The organism is Shewanella livingstonensis (assembly GCF_003855395.1).
In the GTDB taxonomy this organism is placed as follows: domain Bacteria; phylum Pseudomonadota; class Gammaproteobacteria; order Enterobacterales; family Shewanellaceae; genus Shewanella; species Shewanella livingstonensis.
In genome coordinates, this window is record NZ_CP034015.1 from 4,425,014 (window position 1) to 4,445,180 (window position 20,167).

The window sequence follows — 20,167 nt, forward strand, 5'->3', positions numbered from 1 at the left end:
GTTACTGGAAATGACTGATTAAACAGAACGGTTACCTTAAATAATTTAAATGTTACTCAACGCGTTTAAATAACCAAGATAGACCATGAATTGCGGTTGTAGGGAAAGCCATCGAATGATCGGCCTCAGGGATCACCAGCAGCTTAAGTGTTAAATCGCCAGATTGTGCCGAGGGATGAGATTGAAGTATTTGATAAAAAGCCTGAGCATCCGCCACCATATGGTGATTCTCATGAGTATAAGGCGGCTTTTCTAATTCACCAATACCAACAAAGACTTTCGCTGATATTGCAGATGTTTGACTAAAACGCCGAGTAAACTGCTGCAACAATTGCTTATTATCGAACCACAGAGATGGGCTACCCAACACATAATAATCAAATAGTCTTGGTCGTTCTAAAAGAATATAGGCACCCAATAAGCCACCTAACGAATTACCCATAAAGGTGTCGTGCTGCTTATCAACCCGAAAATTCGCTTCAACAAAGGGCATCACAACATCGCTGATAAAGCTAACATGCCGTTTAGCCTCACCCGTTAGTAATTTCCAGCTAGGATCATGACTTGGAGTATAATCTCGAATTCGGCTCGTAGGGCCTTTACTTGGTTTTTGATAATTGATTGCCACCAAAATAGCTTGCTGCATCATATTGCTATTCATTGGGAATCGAGTCGCGCCAGACACCACTTGTAAACTATACAAACCATCGGTCATGTAAATAACAGGATATTGATGCACGCTGTTCTGTTGATAATTTTTAGGTAGCTTTATCAACACAGGATAACGACGATCGCCATCTTTAAGTATAAATTGATGGGTACGGGGAATAGTGACGGTTGTCGCGGTTGAATACACATCAACCTTGTGGATAGGTGAACGAGGTTGTACAACATCATTATTCGCTAACGCACAAGCTAGGGACGACCAGCAACTTATCATCAAACCGATTAACCAATAAGTTTGCTTCATCCATCCCAGCCTGATTTTATAACCGACAAACGTTAAATCATATAATCAAGTGCAAGCGCGATAAACAATATCATCCCTGCCCAGTTATTATTTAAAAATGCCTTAAAACAGGGAGCACGTTCATGGCGGTAAATTAATTGTTGCTGATAAACGGCAAAACCAATGAAGCTGATAATGCCTAAGCCATAAATAACCCCACGCTCAGCAACCAGTCCGGCCATGATAAAACACCCGAGCGCAGCTAGTTGAAATAAACCGATGATTTGCCGATCAAAGCGACCAAATAAGATAGCCGTTGATTTAATACCTACTTTTAAATCATCGTCACGATCGACTATGGCATACATAGTGTCGTACGCCACCGTCCAACACCAATTTGCCATAAATAGCCACCAAGCTTCTGCAGGGACTTCACCCAGCTGGGCTGCATAGGCCATCGGAATTGACCAACTCCACACAATGCCCAAAAACATTTGTGGCATGTTGGTCACCCGCTTCATAAACGGGTACATCACAGTCAACACAATCCCAACAACAGATAGCTGTACCACCAGTGGGTTGAGCCATAATACTAAGCTAAATGCAGCCAAACCTAAGAGAGTAAATAGGATAAGAGCCTCTTTAACAGACACTTCCCCCGACACCAACGGTCGCATACTCGTACGCTCTACATGAGCATCTAGTTTACGATCGGCAAAGTCATTAATAATGCAGCCATTGGCGCGCATAATCACCACGCCAACAATAAAAATCAGCAGCACCTTAATATCCGGCAACCCTTGAGCCGCTAACACCAGTGCCATTAAACACGGCCATAGCAACAGTAAAGTGCCAATAGGTCTATCAATGCGCATTAATCGTGCATAAGCACGCAGCTTGTCTTGCAATGACATTGGTGCCATCTCTCCATGATTTAGCATGCGAAGTAGATTAACAACGCTCTAACTTTGCTAACGACACTAACAGCCATTTACTGCCAAAATCGACAAAATTAACTTGCACACGGCCTTTTTCTCCAGAACCTTCAAAGCTAGTCACAACCCCTTCACCAAACTTAAAGTGTTTCACTTTAGAACCCACTTTATGGCCCGTGTCATTAAAGCCATGAGGTTTCTTGGTCACCACAACCGCCGCTGCACGAGCAGGAAAACGCTTGCTAACCGATGGAGTAACTTGAGCACGTATACGAATTTGCTCAACGAATTTTTCAGGGATTTCGTTAATAAAACGTGATGGGCTAGCATAATCTTCACGACCATAAATACGACGAGATTCAGCATAACTGATATACAGTTTTTGCATTGCACGGGTCATACCGACATAACACAAACGGCGCTCTTCATCTAAACGATCGCCTTCATCCAATGCCATCTTGCTTGGGAATAGTCCTTCCTCAACGCCAGCCATAAATACCATTGGGAACTCAAGCCCTTTGGCTGAATGCAACGTCATCAATTGCACTGCATCAGTAAAGGCATCAGCCTGTCCCTCGCCTGCTTCTAATGCTGCATGAGACAAAAAGGCATTAAGCTCGCCCATATCTTCAAGCTCTTCTGGCATTTCGAAACTGCGCGCAGCAGTGACTAACTCATTTAAGTTTTCAATTCGCGCTTGGGCTTTCTCGCCTTTCTCGGCCTCGTACATGGTGCGTAAACCTGAACGGTCAATCACACTATCAGCCATCCGATACAGCAACATATCTGCCGTATCTGTGCGCATTGAGATAATTAGCTCCATAAAGCCATTAATGGCATTTGCCGCACGTCCAGCAAGTACTTTTTCTTCAATTAAATGCACACAAGCTTGCCATAACGTTAGCTGATGCTGTCTGGCCGTGGTGCGGACAATGTCTAAAGTCCGATCACCAATACCACGAGCGGGAGTGTTGACCACTCGCTCAAAGGCGGCATCGTCGTCTTTGTTATTGATAAGACGCATATAACCCATAGCATCTTTAATTTCTTGACGTTCAAAGAAGCGCAAACCACCGTAAATACGGTACGCCAACCCTTTGTGTAAAAAGGCTTCTTCTAATACTCGCGATTGCGCATTTGAACGATATAAAATCGCGCACTCGCTCAAACTACCGCCTTTTTCTTGCCAATCGCTAATGCGACCCACAATAAACTTGGCCTCGTCCGTCTCATTAAAGGCGCAATAGACAGAGATAGGTTCGCCATCTTTGTCTTCAGTCCATAATTCTTTGCCCAAGCGATCTGGGTTATTAGAAATCACAGCATTAGAGGCATTCAAAATATTCGCCGTTGAACGGTAATTCTGCTCTAAACGAATGGTCTTAGCACCATCAAAGTCTTTTAAGAAACGATGGAGGTTTTCAATTTGCGCGCCACGCCAACCATAAATTGATTGGTCGTCATCGCCCACAATCATCACATTAGCTGTCTTGCCGGCTAACACACGGATCCAAGCATATTGAATTGCGTTAGTATCTTGAAACTCATCGACTAAAATATGACGAAAACGCTCTTGATAATGCGCCAGTAAATGCGGTTTATTTAACCATAACTCATGTGCACGTAAGAGAATTTCAGCAAAATCGACCAACCCTGCACGATCGCAAGACTCTTGGTAAATTTTGTAAATATTGAGTAAGTTTTGCTCAATCGGGAAACTGCCCGCATCAATATGCTTAGGGCGTAAGCCTTGGTCTTTTTTACCGTTGATATAACCCTGAGCTTGACGAGGAGGATACTGTTTCTCATCTAGGTTAAGGCTTTTAAGAATACGTTTTAACAAACGCAACTGATCGTCAGAATCGATAATCTGGAAGCTTTGCGGTAAATTGGCATCTTGATAGTGGGTACGTAATAAGCGATGAGCTAAACCGTGGAAAGTGCCTATCCACATCCGCCCCATGTTAGTGCCCACGACTTTTTCCACCCGCTCGCGCATTTCTGCTGCGGCTTTATTGGTGAAAGTAACTGCCAAAATAGAATATGGACTTTGTTGTTCAACTTGCATTAACCACGCAATACGATGAGTTAATACACGGGTTTTACCACTGCCGGCACCCGCTAACACCAACATATTTGAAAGTGGCGCGCCGACTGCCTCACGCTGCTTATCGTTTAGGCCGTCTAATAATGATGATACGTCCATTCTTCCTCCCAGAAATCTGCGAGACATTATATCTTAAATAGCGTGATAATGGCGTGCAATACTTTAGCTATTTTATGCCCATCCATTCCAGGACGAAAAAGAGAATCAACCCACTAAGATAATACAAAGGTACTAAAATCACTTATTATGATGTTATAACTGCGATAATTAAGCCGAAATTGACAAAGGCACAAGCGAAAATTACTATACAAAATAAAGGGCTTAATTAACTTTAATATTAGGTAAGAGATATCACCGACACTTAACCATTCAAATTCGTTACTCAATAAAGCTAAGCGCGTAAGGCCAGTAAACAGATCTATTTATGAGCAAGTTGTTCAATGCCATTAATACTCAAAGCCCATTTGAAATGTATTTATTACCCACAGCATTAGCTGTATAGGTTGTCATATTGAATATCAAAGATTTAGAGCTATTCATTGCTGTTGCAAAATTAGGTAGTTTTTCTAAAGCTGCAAAATCTTTTGATACTCGCAGAGCATTAGTGAGTCGCCGAATAGGTGAAATAGAAAAACAGCTCGGGGCACCGTTATTTACCCGTACGACAAGAGTCATGGTATTAACCACTGCGGGTCGCCAATATCTTGCTCAAATAGAACCTTTAGTGAGTCAACTGAATCATGCTGGTTATGTATTCAAACATCGTCATGATGAAGTTCAAGGTAAGTTACGCATAGGTTTGCTGCCTTTTGTTGACAAGCTTATGGATAAATATATAGCTCATTTCATCCATGCCTATCCTCAAGTCCAATTAGAGGTGTTAATCGTCTCGGATGGCAGTAAAGAACTCAATCGCTTAGGGCTCGATCTCATTATTGATGCTGGTGAAGTTAATGGCGCCAACCTTGCCGTACATAAATTAACGACTTTTGAACGTAAAATTTATGCTAGTCCCAGTTATTTAGAGAAATCGTCACTGATCGAAAATACCGATGACTTACAATACCATTCGTTATTAGGCTTTAGAGATGCTCATGGCCAACTCGAGCAGACCTGGCATTTTCAGCACGCAAATGTACCAACCCATTACAAAGTTATCTGTAGTGATTTTAACTCGCTCTATCATTTCTGTTTAGCGGGTGCAGGTATCGCTTTATTACCTCACGTTATTGCTCATGAGGCAGTTGATCAAGGGCAATTGATCAATATTTTACCGCAACACAGCATCGGTTTTGCAGATATCAGCCTGGCCTATTCCACTAAGAGTCCTCAATCATCTGTGGCAAAGGTATTTTGCGAACATTTGCTTCAAGAGATGGTAGCCAATTAATCGGTTGCACCTATTGCCAATATGCGGCTGTAGTTAGCCATAAAAAAAGGTTAGCGAAATCGCTAACCTTTTTTGTTAATTCTCACTACCCTGTGACCAACACATCACAATAATGATTAATCCGCATTGAGATTAATTATTTCTTATCATCTTTCAGGCCGATACTGTCCATCCAGTATTCAAAATTAACTAAATTACCCGGTAACACAATACGGCTATCGGGTTTACTTAAACCATCTAACTGTCTCATGTATTGCTCACCAAGCTGCATCCGCAAGGCACTTTGGCCACCTTCAGATGAAATAACTACCGCTAATCGTTCAATTGATTCTGATGTCGCTTTAGCTAACGTCAGAATTTCTTGCGCTTTACCTTCCGCTTCATTGATACGGCGCTGCATTTCACCTTCAGAGCGGTTAATGGTTTCAGCCATTACACCTTCTGAACGATTAATTTTACTTTGCTTATCACCTTCACTTTTAGCCAATAATGCCCGGCGTTCACGCTCGGCATTCACCTGCATTTCCATAGCATTTTTAACGGTTTCTGGTGGGGTTATATTTTTAATCTCATAACGATGTACCCTAATCCCCCACATTGATCCCGCCTCATCAAGCACCTCAACCACTTTGGCCGAAATTAAATCACGTTCTTCAAAAGTGCGATCTAAATCTAAGGTTCCTATAACAGAACGAGTCGTGGTTTGCGCTAGCTGAATGGCAGCATAACGGTAATCAGTAATACCATAACTGGCCTTAACGGGGTCGGTAACCGAAATATAAATTACCCCATCGACTTCCACATTCACTTCATCACTAGAGAAACACTCTTGCGGCGGTACATCAATGGTTTCTTCTTTTAAGTCATGGATGTAAGCCACTTTATCAACAAAAGGGATCAATGCATGAAAACCAGCATCTAAGGTATTGTGATATTTACCTAATCGCTCAACTATATAAGCCGACTTTGTTGGTACAAGGCAAATAGATTGGAATAATTTAAGCACAAAAATAGCAAAAATAACCCCCCAAATAGCCATCACAATAAAGTCAGTATCAATTCCATTAATGATCATTAGCGAGCTCCTTTTGCGGGTGAGTTTGATACGGCATGAGTTACCTGCTCCATACCTTCAAAAAAGCCTTCTAACTTGGCCATTTCTGCTGGCACAACAGATACTTGAGCTTCAGATAGAATTTTGCCCACTTGGCCAATAAACTGCTCTTTAAGCAACATGTTCATTGCATCATTACCGCCATTCACCGTTAAGGCTTTACAGATCATTTCCATGCCTTCGGCTTTTGCACTGGCAACAATAGAAATTTCTTGTCCTGTTCCTAACGCCTCATTAATACGCTTTTGTTTTTGACCTTCAGATAAATTAATCGCTTCTTGACGTTCGCCTTGTGACATATTGATCATTGCTGCTTTTTCTGCATTGGCTAAAGTGATTTCAGCACGCTTTCGACGTTCAGCTTCCATTTGTTTTTCAAGGGTATGGATAACATTATTTGATGGTGAAATGTTCTTAATTTCATAACGTAACACTTTGATTCCCCAAGGATCGGAGGCTTTATCAATTTCGCGCACAATAGATTCATTTAAACTGTCACGCTCAGAAAACGTTTGCGACAAGGTCAGCTTACCAATTTCAGAACGCATCGTTGTTTGGGCTAAATTAACTGCGGCACGGCGATAATTTTCAATACCATAACTGGCAAGCTTGCCGTCCATCACTTTAAGGTAGACTAAACCGTCAACTTCTAATTGGGTGTTATCTTTTGAAATACAACTTTGCGGTGGCACATCAAGCACTTCTTCACGAGTGTCGTGTCGATAAGCAACGCGATCAACAAAAGGGACAAGAAAATGAAACCCTGGCTGGAGCACTGTACGAAACTTACCCAAACGCTCAATCACATGCACTTCACGCATTGGCACAATTAACATTAATTTGAATAAAATAAACATTATAAATAAAAAAACGATTGTTAACACAAACATATCTACTCCCTTTTAATCTGACTTTCCTAGATAACACTTAACGGCATTTACGGTACAACATTATTAATTTAATAATCTAAGACGGGTATAACGAACTAAAATCTGTATAACTAAAACCGACTTAACAAACTAAAACCAGCCTAATAAATAACATCAATTTAGTAACAGTTATACCGAATCAATAATAGGTTCAACAACAAAAGCAATATTATCCCGACAAATAATTCTTACTTTAGTGCCTTTTTTTATCAAGGTGCCATCACCTAAAGCGGTCCAATTCGAACCTAAACAACTAATACGACCGGTCTTTTGACCAGGTCCGATAGCTTGCTTTACGATAGCAACTTGATTGTACAAATCAATTTCTTCATCGGTATTATCCACATGAGAATCTCCCCCAACCAAACGTTGAGTCACATGACGAAAGCTCAGTAATAATACCATTGAGGCCATAAACCATAATGTTAGGCTTTGCACTAAACCATCAATAACACCAACAGCTAATGCCGATGCGACGATAACGCAAGCAGCACCTAATAAGATAACAATACCGCCCGGAATGATAATTTCCGAGAGCATCAATAACAGCCCAAGCACTAGCCAGACTGCAATCGGATTTGAAAGCTCCATATTCTCCCCCATAAATGAGAATGCCATTAGATTCACTATAACAGCTTTATTTGGCATTGCGACATATTATGTCAAACTAAACCATTAACAGTGATGATAAGCAATTCATTGACTCACCATTGCAATCATTTAACTGCGTCTAACGAAGCAAGCATACTGAGTGATACCTTCTTCATGATAACGATTTATACGCTTGATATAACATAACAGTACAAACTATTGGTGACTAAGCGTAACAACACATTGACAGGTTATTACTCACTCCATGATTATATCAACGATGAAAACACTGAAATCTTTACATTCTCAGCTGTTTTAATTGTGCTCTATCAAAATATTGAATATATTGCGCCCCATTGTGCACGGTCGGGAATAATGGTTCACAGCCTTACGATCGTCTGAACGAAAATTTAACCTTAATCTGCCCAAATTGACCTATCTGGCCATTTAACTAACCGGAAGAAAAATGAAAAATATCTGCCTTTTAGCCACCCTTGTTCTATCACAGAATGTTTTTGCTGATGATTTAATTCAATGGTGGGATGTTAATGCAACTGTCTTGCACGGCGAAAACTATGACTTAGCACCATCAGAAAGACAAACGACCATCACCCTAGAAACGGCTGGTGGTTGGAAGTATGGCGATTGGTTTGTGTTTCAAGATTTTATTCATTTTAATGGTCACAATAACGGTGTCGATAGCACAACTTATGGTGAGATTTCGCCTCGTTTTAGTGCGAGTAAAATACTCGGCCAACCTGTTAGCTTTGGCGCGATAAAAGATGTCTCTTTAGCATTAACTTACGAAGAAGGTGAAGGCCCAGTTAACAGCATGCTTTATGGTATCGGCTTAGACTTTGATGTGCCTTTTTTTAGCTACTTACAACTAAATACTTACAGTCGTGATGCAATAAGCAGTGGTAACATCAGCGATGGTTGGCAGTTCACTCCGGTGTTTAGAATCGACATGCCTATCGGTAATGCCAATATCATTATTGATGGTTTTATTGATTGGGTATTTTCTGCAGACAATAATGGCTATGACGAAAACCTACATATTAATCCACAAATAAAATACGACCTGGGTAAAACATTGTTTGGCGACCACAAGCAAAACAAGCTGTTAGTCGGTTTTGAATATGATTACTGGCAGAGTAAATATGGGGTTGCTGGTATCGACCAAAATACTTACTCAATCATTGCGCAGTATCATTTCTAATCAGCACGACAATTGATTAAAAATAACGAACAAAAAAGGTGCCTAGGCACCTTTTTTCGTTTGTTATTTTTTTAACGCTAGCTGTTTTAACACAATAGCTGGTTATAACACCGTGGTTAAAAGCGTTAACTTACGCTAGCAATTTTTTCGCTGCTGCAACAACAATAGAAACAGCACTGACTTCAGTTTTCTTCATTGTTGCTTCATCAGGGATCTCTTGCTGTGTGCGGTTTACAATAACACCCGCAACACACGCTGCGCGCCAACCTTGAGTTGCACACATTGTAAATAGCGTCGCTGATTCCATTTCGTAGTTCAGCACACCCATTGACTGCCACTCTTTCATAGAGCCAACATAACGCTGAGTAATGCGACCAGAAACAGTATCGTAACGCTCTTGACCTGGATAAAAGGTGTCAGAAGATGCAGTAATACCAATGTGTGGCTCTAGACCAGCGTCACGACATGCTGCAACCATAGCAGTAGTACATTCAAAGTCTGCTGCTGCTGGGAACTCAAGCGGTGCAAAGTGTAAGCTTGCGCCATCTAAACGTACAGAAGCTTGAGTCACAATCACATCACCCACGTTTACGTGCGGCTGAATTGCGCCTGTGGTGCCAACGCGTAAGAAAGTTCTCACACCTAATTGTGCTAATTCTTCAACTGCGATAGATGTTGATGGTCCACCGATACCCGTTGAACAAACAACGACAGCCTTACCATCGATATAAGCTAAATAGCTGGTATATTCACGATGGCTCGCTAAGAACGTTGCGTTGTCCATTAGCTCAGCAATACGCTTAACACGCTCTGGATCACCAGGAACGATTGCTAAGGTAGCGCCATCTAACATTTTTTTAGTTAATCCTAAGTGAAATACATCGGACATTGTGAAAACCCCTTTCAGTTTTGAATATTAAATTCTTATAACCCAGACTTTAACCTAGTCTTTAGGGGGATAAGGTTAACTTGATCACATATAAATTCATAATAGTTAATATTCTTTCGTTAAATTATTACTAATATATGTCCAAATCCCGCCAAATATATAGGCTTTAGCATAGTTTAAGGTCGATAAAAACAACAAATAATTTATCTTACCCAACAATCATTAATGTGATTAACATCAAGTTAACCTCATAAAAATGGTTCTAGGCTGAAGGTAAGCCTAAGCACAGAGCATAAAGGTAACAAGTTTTCGATTCAATACCTCTCATTTTTTCAAGATGAAGTGACGCAGAAGTAGGACGTACTCCTACAGCAGTGGCATGACGTAAATGCAAATTGAAATAATGCGATAATCTGTTCTATATGAGGTCTATATCCTCTAGCTAACTTACAAGGAGTAACTTATGTTTCCAGAGTACCGAGATTTGATTACTAAACTTAAAACAACTGATAATCACTTTATAAAAAAATTTAATGACCATAATCAACTCGATGAGCAAATTACTGAGCTTGAAAAACACAGTAGCAGTGATACAACGCCTGAGTTAAAGCTAATGAAAACCAATAGATTACATCTTAAAGAGCAAATATTTGAGATTTTAAAAAGCCATCAACAAGACACCTAATGTTAGGCTAATATAAAAAGAAAGGACGCTTGCGCGTCCTTTGAGTTTGTAAATAATTACAGCGTAAAACTAAACCGTCAATTAAAGGTAATAATCTTTAAGTGGTGGAAAACCGTTAAAGCATACTGCTGAGTATGTGGTGGTATAAGCACCGGCTGTTAGCCAATACATACGATCACCAATAGCAAGATCAACCGGTAAACCATAACTGTAATGCTCATACATAATATCAGCACTGTCACACGTTGGGCCAGCAATAACACACTTATCGAGCTCACCTCTGCGGTCAGTGTAAATAGGGAATTTAATCGCTTCATCCATGGTTTCAATTAAACCAGAGAATTTACCCACATCAGTAAATACCCAGCGCTCTAAAGCGGTGTGTGACTTACGTGAAATCAATACCACTTCTGATACTAGTACACCAGCATTTGAAAGTAATGAACGACCAGGTTCTAGAATAATTTCAGGCATTTCATCACCAAAATCTTCTTCTAGGAAATGCTTAATCTGTTGCGCATAAACCCCTAGTTCATTCGTTTTATCCATATAGTTGGCAGGAAAACCGCCACCTAGATTGATCATCTTCAGCACGATACCGTGTTCTTCTTTCAAACGGTCGTAGATGCTTTTCACTTTACCAATTGCAGAATCCCACGCACCGATATCACGCTGCTGTGAACCTACATGGAAAGAAATACCATGTGGTTGTAAGCCTAGCTCTTTTGCCAAGACTAATAAGTCGTATGCCATTTCATTTTGGCAACCAAACTTACGTGACAAAGGCCAGTCAGCGGTATGTGTACCTTCGGTTAAAATACGCAAGTACACTTTTGAACCTGGGGCTTCTTCAGCAATCATGCGTAAATCGGCTTCAGAATCTGAAGCGAACATACGTACGCCCTGCTCAAAGAAAGATCGAACATCAACGCGTTTCTTAATGGTGTTACCGTAGCTAACACGGTCTGTAGAAACGCCTATCGACGTGACCATTTCAAGCTCGTAAATAGATGCGATATCAAAGTTCGAACCTTTATCTCGCAACAAGGTTAAAATCTCTTTGGCCGGATTTGCCTTAACTGCATAATAAATATTTGCGAAAGGAAAATTGTTAACCATATCATCGTATTGTTTCGCAACGATTTGGGTGTCAATAACGACAAATGGCGTTGGCTTATCTTTAGCAAATGCCTTAATGCGGTCAAACGTGTCCTTGTCATAATAATCTGCAACATCAATCGATTGAAATTGGCTCATTAGGCCAGTGCCTCCTGTTAGTTGGGCAATAAGAGTGTCATTACGGATTTGTAAAAACATGCGCAGTAAACGATATTTTTAATCAATACGCAACGAGTTTTTATGCAAAAAGTATAATTTTTTATTCTTTATTAAATATCAATAACACGCTTCATATCACTCACTGAATAACCCGCCTTATTGATTCGTTTCTGCGCCTAGAAAGTATAGACATTAGCGAGGAAAATGCACAATAAGTTGATGAAAATATTTTCACCAAAATGGCAATTTACTGTGGGCTATGATTTAGCCTTGAGAGTGAAAAATTGTTATCATCCAAGTCGATAACAACATAATACGCTTCAATAAGGAACATAAAATGAACGAACCCAGTTTAGATCAAGAGCTACAACAACTGCAAAATGTTTATAGCGTCATTACTGAGTTTGTTATTGAGTACAGCTTTCAAATTGCTGGGGCAATTATTATTTTTTTATTAGGACTTTGGCTAGCAAGCAAAACAGCTAATGTTGTCGCCGTTCAGCTCCAAAAGCATAACATTGATATCACCCTAAGTAACTTTGCCTCCAATCTAGTCAGAATCATCATTATTGTGATGGTTACGATAATCTGTTTGGGTAAATTGGGAATTAGCGTCACACCTATGGTCGCGGCAATCGGCGCAGCCTCTCTCGGTGCCGGCTTGGCATTGCAAGGCATGCTGGCTAATTATGCTGCTGGTATTACCATTATTGTCACTCGTCCTTTTATAGTAGGAAACACCATTGAAATTAAAGATGTCAGCGGTGTAGTCGACACCATTAAATTGGGGCAAACCATTTTGATCAATGAAGAAGGCGAGCAGATCAGCATCCCGAACAAACATATTGTCGGCGAGATTTTACATAATTCATTCGCTTATAAGTTGGTTGAGAATAAATTTAACATCGATTATCAAGCGGATGCCGATCATGTTATCCAATTAATTAATGATGTACTTGCTGCTGCCCCTGCTATTTATCAGGATAAGAAACCGTTAGTGGGTATCAATGGATTTAATGCCATCGGCATTGAAGTCGGCGTGCGTTATTGGGTACCAACAACACGCTATTTCGAAGAAAAGTACCACACTAATTTAGCCATTATCAAAGCACTGAACCAAGCAAAAATACAGATACCTTGCCCAGTTAAAGAAATTCATTTACAGCGCTAGTACTCGAATTAAATCTAAATATTAATATTTAGATTTAAAAGATTAGCATTTACAGCATTAACATTTAGAGCCCTGGAGTTGAGATAGTGAATATTCAGAGCACTAACGATTTAGATCATCATCACGCTGGCTAACAGGGTAATCAGCGCATAATACTCCACACCTAACTCGTTGCTTCACACAAATGACACCACCACAAAAGGGCTATACAAAAGCGCAGTTATTCTCTAAATTTGAGTGACTGCGCTTTGACTTTACACCGCTAATTAAATTATTTCAAACGGGCAGCATAATCGATAATACTGCTGCGATAAAGCTCCAATAACTCGGTATTTTTCACAGCGACACCTACCTTTTGTGGTGTTTTATCCATCCATTCATCATGCAAATACACACGGCTATCAAATTTCTGAATAGTCATCCCTTCAGCAACACCATCGGTTACAACCCGTATTGGACCTTCTCTAAGGGTAAAAAGCTGTGGATTAATGACATAGGCAATCGCCGATGGGTCATGTACATGACAAGCCTCTAGGCCCACTTTCTCACTATAAAATCTCAAGTAGAAACGGCTTACATTCCAAATAAACTGGCCGACTTCGCCAGCATCATCACACAATTGATCAAGATACTCGCGGGTAAAAAAGCTTTGCTCAGTCACATCTAACCCTATCACCACCACCGGCCATGAGGCAGTCAACACCATATCGGCAGCATGAGGATCATCATGAACATTCGCTTCGGCAAATGGGGTTACATTACCGTAATGATTATTCTCACCAAAGGCACCGCCCATAATGACCACTTGTTTAACTAAATCAACAATTGTAGGGTCAGCCTGCAGTGCTAATGCAAGGTTAGTTAACGGACCGATAGCCACTAAGGTAATTTCACCTGGTTCAGCCTTTACAGCGTCAATGATGTATTGATACGCAGGCCGCGGATCGGCTTGACCCTCTACTTCAGCTGGGACGATAACGTCACCAAAACCACCTTCACCGTGAACAACGACAGTAGGACCAACTGGAGGACGCACGATAGGCTGACTCGCACCAGTGACAATATCGGCTTGCAACTGAAATTTTTGTTTTAAATAAAGCGCGTTACGGGTCGCATTTTCAATGGTCACATTGCCATAAATAGTCGTAATTGCCTTAAGTTCAATATCGGGGTGTGCTTCGGCAAACAGAATAGCAAATACATCATCAATACCGGGATCTGTGTCTAATATTATTTTAGTTTTCATGGGGATCACTGTCCTACTTTTATTAAGTGAATCGATACACTATAAGGTTTTACTAAATATCCTGCGATGAGACTCACAGACCTTTCAATGCATACCAACAAGATATTCGAAGATGATTAACGACTGCGACAAACGAACTGTTATAGGGTCCTGAGAGTCATTAAAGCTCTTGGCACTATACAAAAATAGTGCATGAAGAAGTGTGATTGCTCGTCAAACTTTTATCTGTAAATGAACATAATGGTTCACTTACACGTGTGCAACTAACTATGACAAATGCATCAGCGATAACATCACTTTACTAAACGCCTACAGATATTCATTTCAGGCGTAGATGAGTAAATCCACTCAACAGCTTAGTTTTGCCATCAATACATTCATTAACTTAATCTGGCTCAATAAGTTAGTTTTTAGCTGCAATGCAGTGCACTTTTGACTCAGTCATTAATGTAACCTCTTAATCCGAGTTGAGGTTAATTTACAACACATCAAAAAGTAAAGCTTACTTGACAGCCACGAATATATTGCTATAGCTTAAAGTCAAGCTTAGTTGACATAATGACAACTAAGCACGACCAAAGGAATGTTGATAATGTTGCCACTAACACACAATAAAGACTGGAAAAATACCAACAAACATAATACAACTCGTTTAGCTACATGGACCCTAGCGTGGGTGTTAAGTATGGCCGTCGCTAACTTTGGACCACAATTTATTTGGCAACAAGATTTAATCACCATAATGGCCATAGGCACTAATTTCATGATGGGTATTGGGATGATTTTAGCCAATAGACGCCAACTACTAGGCTTAGATGAATTGCAGCAAAAGATTCAATTAAATGCGATGGGCCTCAGTCTGGGGGTGGGGCTAATTGTTGGCTTGAGCTACTCAAATTTAGACTCGACAAACTTAATAGCAGGTCACGCTGAAATTTCTCATTTGGTGATCATTATGGGGCTAACCTATTTAGTCGGTATTATTCTAGGCCATAGGAAGTATCAATGAAAAATCGCCTAAAAGTGCTCAGGGCAGAACAAGACTTGACCCAAGCACAACTAGCAGACTTACTTGATGTGTCCCGGCAAACCGTCAACGCGATCGAAACCGGTAAGTTTGATCCGAGTTTGCCATTGGCCTTTAAAGCGGCACGTTTATTCAAGTTACCGATTGAAAGTATCTTTGAAGACGAGCAATAAAGCTAAGCCTGTCACTAAGCAGAAAATACAGGCTAGTTAATTAACCCATTCAATGAACTGGTTAGTATCATTGTAAATGCCGCTACAAACCCCGTTGTCATTCTTGTCGCAACGGGATCATTCCGTGTAATGCCTGCTCAATTTGAGTGATTAATGCAGACTTATCTTTGTCTAAAATACCTTTAAGCACTAAATAGTTCGAAGCGTGATCTGAACCAAAAATAGTTTTATCCAACTCAAGATAGCTCAATAGCGTGTCCATTTCTGTCAATAAACCGCTTTGGTCGGGTAATACAAACTTACCATCAAAAACATTATCCATTCACTCTGTTCCCAGCGGTAATCTTACCACCAGTGTGGATAAATAATCGGACTGAGCCGCATTCATTAATTCAGCAGAGGTTATGGCATGTTGACGAGATAACTGTACACCATCTAATCCCATTAAAATCATCACCACTTTTACAGCCAATACACAAAATAGATAAACCCATTTGTCGTAATTGTGCTAATTGCTCAACCGTTTTATTGCTAAGGTTACGTAGTAAGCAATAACTGCTAACCCGAATGACATGAGGCAGATGAGTATTAATCAATTCACAAATCGCTTTTAAACGATTAAACGATTAAACGGTAACGTCATTGCATCAGCATCGGCTAAAAAAACACGGTTAAATTAATACCCACAGCAGATCAAAAACTGGCACTGTATGACTTGCATCGTTATGGTTATCGATTATTGTTCGTTCGTCATATGCTTAAAGGGCCAGTGGCAGTCATTAGGGCCTGTTGATCTTTCAAGGTTATTTTTGCAGCGAATTGTTGGCCATTTGTACAAGGCAGAGACTTTGAGGTGTAGTTATTCTACATAAAAAGTCGATAACACAGTAAAAATGGCCAACAAACGCTGCCCGAAGGGTTCGGCTAAAAACGTTTTACTCTTTGTTGAATGCATTTTGCTTAGATGACTAGGCATCAATCCATTCGCCTCGATTAAAACGTTTTTAACTCGAACAAAATTCAACCAGCAAAGATCAACAGGCCCTAGTCAGCAAGATGATATTGCAGCGATTTACGCCGATTTAAAGCCCTTAATTACCCTTAGCGAATCTCGCTAACGCCTTAAAAAATGATTTCGCGCTATAAAAAAACCTACCAATGTTATGGTAGGTTTTAGCGTCTATTTATGATTTTCGAGTTAACTTATAAACGGCTTCATTAAGCCAAGGCACGTGTTTATTCATAAACCTCTGATTGTCAGCCAGTACATCAACGCACTCCAATAATTCAACATCAAAATATGGCGTTAAATAGCTTTCAACCCAACTTGGGCTCACAGCAAAAGGTGGCCCTTTTAGGGTTTCTTGTGGATAATCTAGGGTGATTAATAAGCCACTGACATTCGCCGGTATAAGCGCAGCGAGTGCTTTAACATATTGTTGGCGCATTTCTTCTGGCCACGCAATTAACGCCGCACGATCGTAGAAGCCACCAATAGAGACTGTTGTACTTGGAGGTAAAGTAAAAATATCACCTTGATATAGGGTCACTTGATCGGTAGAGAATACCGCGTGGTCATCGATATTAGACACTTGATAACTAAGATCATTATCAGTAAAAAATTGTTCCACTGCTAAAATATTGAGTTCACACCCCAGCACCGCATGACGCTGCTCGGCCAAATAAAACATATCCAACGATTTACCACATAGAGGAACAAACACTTGCGTATTTTCAGTTAAGCCAATATGCGACCAATATTTTACTAAAAACGGATTCACTTGGTATTGATGAAAACCGATTTGTTGTAATTGCCATTTTTCATGCCAAAAGCTGGGTTCCATAATGTATTCTTCAGTCAAGTTGCTAATGATATACAAGCTACTTTAAAGACTAAAAAAAATGGATGCAACTTCCACCGATCATTTAGCAGTATGCGGACTAGGCTTTTCCGTCTAGGGTCATTTGTACTTGTCGTAACCAACGACAGTTTTCACATTGACACTTTCTGCGCGACATATGATGTGGGCTTAAGTTAGAGTCGATGTAATCAACCGCGATTAATAATTGTTGCTTCAATTGGTCAATTGACTTTAGCTCAAGCGCGACCATTTCATCGTTATGATTAATCCACAAACACTCTTCCCCCTGATGGCAGGTTATACATTGCTCATCACTTTGATTAAAAAACACCGCATGGGGACAATGGGTTACTTCCATTGATTGTAAAATCCGCTGGCGAGGGAAATTAAACAACTGAATTAAATCAGCTTTATTTATATTTTGCATAAAACCTCTCACAAAAACACTAATGAATTACTACCACCATAGTACCGAGTGTTGATTCATTTTGATTTGATATAGGTCAAGGTTTACATATCGTATTTTTTTAGATAGGAAGCCCTTATTGGTCAATGAAATCCATTGATAAATAAATAACCTGAGCTCGGGATAATAAACGCCTTTCAAACAGCCCTTTGTCCCGAGTTCAGGTTAAATAATATTATGATGCTTTTCAGCTGAACTGCAGTCACTTTCCCACTAGACTGTGCTGATATATAAATGAAATAGCCTGTTTTACATAACAAGCACTTGCCGCAGTAAGGTTAATCAAGGTTTAATGAACTTAACCGCCAACGGAGGCTTACCTTTGCAAACACCGCAACTGCAACACTTTTATATCAATGAAGAGCAGTCTATTTACCTGCTAAGCGCCAATGATGCCCGCAAGCATAAAGCTTGGGTTCGCCTGTGTAAGCAACAGTTAAGCAAGCTTGGCTATCAGCAAATTGAGTTTATTGGTAAAGGAGCCTACGGCTTTGTATTTGCGGGGATAAATGAGTTTAACCAGTCACATGTGTTTAAATTTTCTAGGGTTAATTTACCCCAAAGTGTTCAAGATAGGTTAGAAGAAGAAGCCTACATGCTCAGCCAAGTAAAACACCCTAACATACCAGCTGCGATTAAATTTGAACGCGTCGGTAAGCAGGGGATTTTAGTGATGGAGCGGGCCCAAGGCGAAGATCTTGATAAAATTTGCCAGCGATTAGGCGCCTTACCACCAGTCATGGTTGTCAGTATTGCTAGGCAATTGGCCAATATTTTATATTACCTGCGTAAAGGCAAACCTTTAGTACATGGCGATATTAAACCATCAAACTTAGTTTATGATATTGAAACTGATAAGTTATCGTTAATCGATTGGGGCTCTGCGGTATTTGCACAACGAGATGAACACAATCGCGCCGTTGATGACAATGTGATGTCCTTACTATCAAACGATCAACAACATACTAATGCGCGCATGGGTGATGTATATTTTATTGGTGACGAACAACTGGGTGGTGCTTTATCAACCCCAAGATTTGACGAGCAAGGTGCTGCTGCAACCTTATATGCACTCGCATCAGGACAAATTAGCCGTTTCGGTAAAAAAGTTATTCCGGCCACCAGCATCGGATTACCCATAGAACTGGCAAAAACACTCGATGCAATGCTCAGCGACGATGTTGAACGACGTAACCTTGCCGGTGATTATTTTCTCAAAAGCCTGCGCCACAGTCATAGAATGCATTTACCCATATTATCTACACCGCCGTTAGCTTCCGACATTCCAGTGTGGGCTCAACCGCGCTCAAAAACAGTTGAAACCGTGAGTTACAGTTCACGGAAATCATTTCTAAAAGAGCATAATACTCAAGATCCTATTGCCAAAATGGATGATGTGCAATTAGACAAATATTATCGTAACTTTATGGTGGGCATGGCCGATACCGAAAAAGGCTTTATTGCCGCAGTGGGTCGTCTAGCGCAGTATCCGATTGTTGGTGGGCTGGTGATACATTGGCAAGAATCTGGGGTGTTTATTGACTCCAACTTAGCGATTTACGATCCCGACAGTAAAGCACCATTAATACTCGCGGTGAATAATATGGTCACCATGGCGCGAGGAATTAAACGAATTGGGGTGTTTAAGGCTTGTTTCTTTAATGCTAAAGATACCTTACACCTTGAGCGTAAAAGTACTGAACACCAATATAAAATTACCGGTGAACTGCAAATGCCCTTTGAAGTAGGCGATGTGCCCACTTTAGAAGATAAATCTCGGCTGCACTCATATTTTGAAGACGGTAAAGATCCAGAAGAAAACTTAGAATTGCCTGCAGAAATAATGACTGAACTTGGCTGGTTAAACCAAATTCATCACACCGGTTGCATTATTTTTGAAGCATTGCCTAATCATTTAAAAATTCACAGCTATTTACGTCTACTCAATCCCCGTAAACAAGCTTCATTTCGCGCCTGTTTAGATCGCATTATCGCTCACGCAAATAAAATTCAAGGCCATGGAATTTCGGGTTTTATGAAACTGCCCTATAAAAATACCCGTCAATTTAGCCATATCGACCGTAAAGCAGATAACTTCTACCCTAGAAACCCTAAAGTCATCAGCCATGAATAACG

The 20,167-nt window shown here is 40.4% G+C and carries 18 protein-coding genes and 1 pseudogene; 7 read left to right on the plus strand and 12 right to left on the minus strand.

All coding sequences use genetic code 11. The annotated features are described in order from the left end of the window. Window positions 1–52 precede the first annotated feature (52 nt). Genes EGC82_RS19285 through uvrD form a run of 3 tightly spaced genes read right to left on the minus strand, consistent with a single transcriptional unit; the run spans window position 53 to window position 4,090 of the window. Entirely contained in the window at window positions 53–970 is a 918-nt protein-coding gene (locus EGC82_RS19285; RefSeq protein ID WP_124732191.1) for an alpha/beta hydrolase, read from the minus strand. 32 nt (window positions 971–1,002) lie between these two features. Then, window positions 1,003–1,863: a 4-hydroxybenzoate octaprenyltransferase gene (gene ubiA / locus EGC82_RS19290; protein ID WP_124732192.1), complete on the minus strand. Its 861-nt coding sequence runs from the start codon at window positions 1,861–1,863 to the stop codon at window positions 1,003–1,005. A gap of 37 nt (window positions 1,864–1,900) precedes the next feature. Beyond that, window positions 1,901–4,090 (minus strand): DNA helicase II, encoded by a 2,190-nt coding sequence (gene uvrD / locus EGC82_RS19295; protein ID WP_124732193.1) that lies wholly within the window; start codon window positions 4,088–4,090, stop codon window positions 1,901–1,903. 412 nt (window positions 4,091–4,502) lie between these two features. On the opposite strand from uvrD, the gene EGC82_RS19300 reads away from it, so the two are divergent. Further along, window positions 4,503–5,381, plus strand: coding sequence for a LysR family transcriptional regulator (locus tag EGC82_RS19300; RefSeq protein WP_124732194.1), 879 nt, complete (start codon window positions 4,503–4,505; stop codon window positions 5,379–5,381). A 136-nt stretch (window positions 5,382–5,517) separates the two neighbouring features. On the opposite strand, the gene EGC82_RS19305 is transcribed toward EGC82_RS19300, so the two are convergent. The 3 genes from EGC82_RS19305 to EGC82_RS19315 all read right to left on the minus strand — a co-directional run bounded on the left by EGC82_RS19305 (window position 5,518) and on the right by EGC82_RS19315 (window position 8,015). After that, the gene (locus EGC82_RS19305) at window positions 5,518–6,456 is read right to left on the minus strand and encodes an SPFH domain-containing protein (protein ID WP_124732195.1); all 939 of its coding nucleotides are present in this window, start codon (window positions 6,454–6,456) and stop codon (window positions 5,518–5,520) included. Next, window positions 6,456–7,385: an SPFH domain-containing protein gene (locus tag EGC82_RS19310; RefSeq protein ID WP_124732196.1), complete on the minus strand. Its 930-nt coding sequence runs from the start codon at window positions 7,383–7,385 to the stop codon at window positions 6,456–6,458. The genes EGC82_RS19305 and EGC82_RS19310 overlap by 1 nt, the downstream gene beginning before the upstream one ends. A 168-nt stretch (window positions 7,386–7,553) precedes the next feature. Next, window positions 7,554–8,015, minus strand: coding sequence for an NfeD family protein (locus EGC82_RS19315; protein WP_124732197.1), 462 nt, complete (start codon window positions 8,013–8,015; stop codon window positions 7,554–7,556). Between the two features lie 466 nt (window positions 8,016–8,481). On the opposite strand from EGC82_RS19315, the gene EGC82_RS19320 reads away from it, so the two are divergent. Next, window positions 8,482–9,234, plus strand: coding sequence for an outer membrane protein OmpK (locus tag EGC82_RS19320; protein ID WP_124732198.1), 753 nt, complete (start codon window positions 8,482–8,484; stop codon window positions 9,232–9,234). Window positions 9,235–9,364: 130 nt separating this feature from the next. Here the strand turns inward: EGC82_RS19320 and udp are convergent, their stop codons facing one another. After that, the gene (gene udp, locus EGC82_RS19325) at window positions 9,365–10,123 is read right to left on the minus strand and encodes a uridine phosphorylase (protein ID WP_011638840.1); all 759 of its coding nucleotides are present in this window, start codon (window positions 10,121–10,123) and stop codon (window positions 9,365–9,367) included. A 463-nt stretch (window positions 10,124–10,586) separates the two neighbouring features. On the opposite strand from udp, the gene EGC82_RS19330 reads away from it, so the two are divergent. Continuing rightward, window positions 10,587–10,808 (plus strand): HP1242/YdcH family protein, encoded by a 222-nt coding sequence (locus EGC82_RS19330; RefSeq protein WP_124732199.1) that lies wholly within the window; start codon window positions 10,587–10,589, stop codon window positions 10,806–10,808. A gap of 81 nt (window positions 10,809–10,889) precedes the next feature. Here the strand turns inward: EGC82_RS19330 and EGC82_RS19335 are convergent, their stop codons facing one another. Further along, complete coding sequence (locus EGC82_RS19335; protein ID WP_124732200.1) at window positions 10,890–12,065, minus strand: type III PLP-dependent enzyme; 1,176 nt, start codon at window positions 12,063–12,065, stop codon at window positions 10,890–10,892. Between the two features lie 358 nt (window positions 12,066–12,423). Between EGC82_RS19335 and EGC82_RS19340 the strand changes: the two genes are divergently transcribed. After that, the gene (locus tag EGC82_RS19340; protein ID WP_124732201.1) at window positions 12,424–13,257 is read left to right on the plus strand and encodes a mechanosensitive ion channel family protein; all 834 of its coding nucleotides are present in this window, start codon (window positions 12,424–12,426) and stop codon (window positions 13,255–13,257) included. Window positions 13,258–13,528: 271 nt separating this feature from the next. Here EGC82_RS19340 and EGC82_RS19345 read toward each other — a convergent pair whose 3' ends face one another. Further along, the gene (locus EGC82_RS19345; RefSeq protein ID WP_124732202.1) at window positions 13,529–14,503 is read right to left on the minus strand and encodes a nucleoside hydrolase; all 975 of its coding nucleotides are present in this window, start codon (window positions 14,501–14,503) and stop codon (window positions 13,529–13,531) included. A gap of 592 nt (window positions 14,504–15,095) precedes the next feature. Between EGC82_RS19345 and EGC82_RS19350 the strand changes: the two genes are divergently transcribed. After that, window positions 15,096–15,512 (plus strand): hypothetical protein, encoded by a 417-nt coding sequence (locus tag EGC82_RS19350; RefSeq protein ID WP_124732203.1) that lies wholly within the window; start codon window positions 15,096–15,098, stop codon window positions 15,510–15,512. Further along, window positions 15,509–15,703: a helix-turn-helix transcriptional regulator gene (locus EGC82_RS19355; protein WP_011638847.1), complete on the plus strand. Its 195-nt coding sequence runs from the start codon at window positions 15,509–15,511 to the stop codon at window positions 15,701–15,703. Before EGC82_RS19350 ends, EGC82_RS19355 begins: the two co-directional genes overlap by 4 nt. Before the next feature lie 97 nt (window positions 15,704–15,800). Here the strand turns inward: EGC82_RS19355 and EGC82_RS19360 are convergent. The 3 genes and pseudogenes from EGC82_RS19360 to EGC82_RS19375 form a co-directional block, all read right to left on the minus strand. Beyond that, window positions 15,801–16,373: pseudogene (locus EGC82_RS19360) on the minus strand (radical SAM protein); the annotation flags it as partial. Between the two features lie 514 nt (window positions 16,374–16,887). After that, on the minus strand, window positions 16,888–17,547 hold the full coding sequence (locus EGC82_RS19370; RefSeq protein WP_124732204.1) for a thiopurine S-methyltransferase: 660 nt from the start codon (window positions 17,545–17,547) through the stop codon (window positions 16,888–16,890). Between the two features lie 97 nt (window positions 17,548–17,644). Further along, complete coding sequence (locus EGC82_RS19375; RefSeq protein WP_124732205.1) at window positions 17,645–17,992, minus strand: hypothetical protein; 348 nt, start codon at window positions 17,990–17,992, stop codon at window positions 17,645–17,647. 361 nt (window positions 17,993–18,353) lie between these two features. Between EGC82_RS19375 and EGC82_RS19380 the strand changes: the two genes are divergently transcribed. Further along, on the plus strand, window positions 18,354–20,165 hold the full coding sequence (locus EGC82_RS19380) for a protein kinase domain-containing protein (RefSeq protein ID WP_124732712.1): 1,812 nt from the start codon (window positions 18,354–18,356) through the stop codon (window positions 20,163–20,165). The last annotated feature ends 2 nt before the right edge of the window (window positions 20,166–20,167 follow it).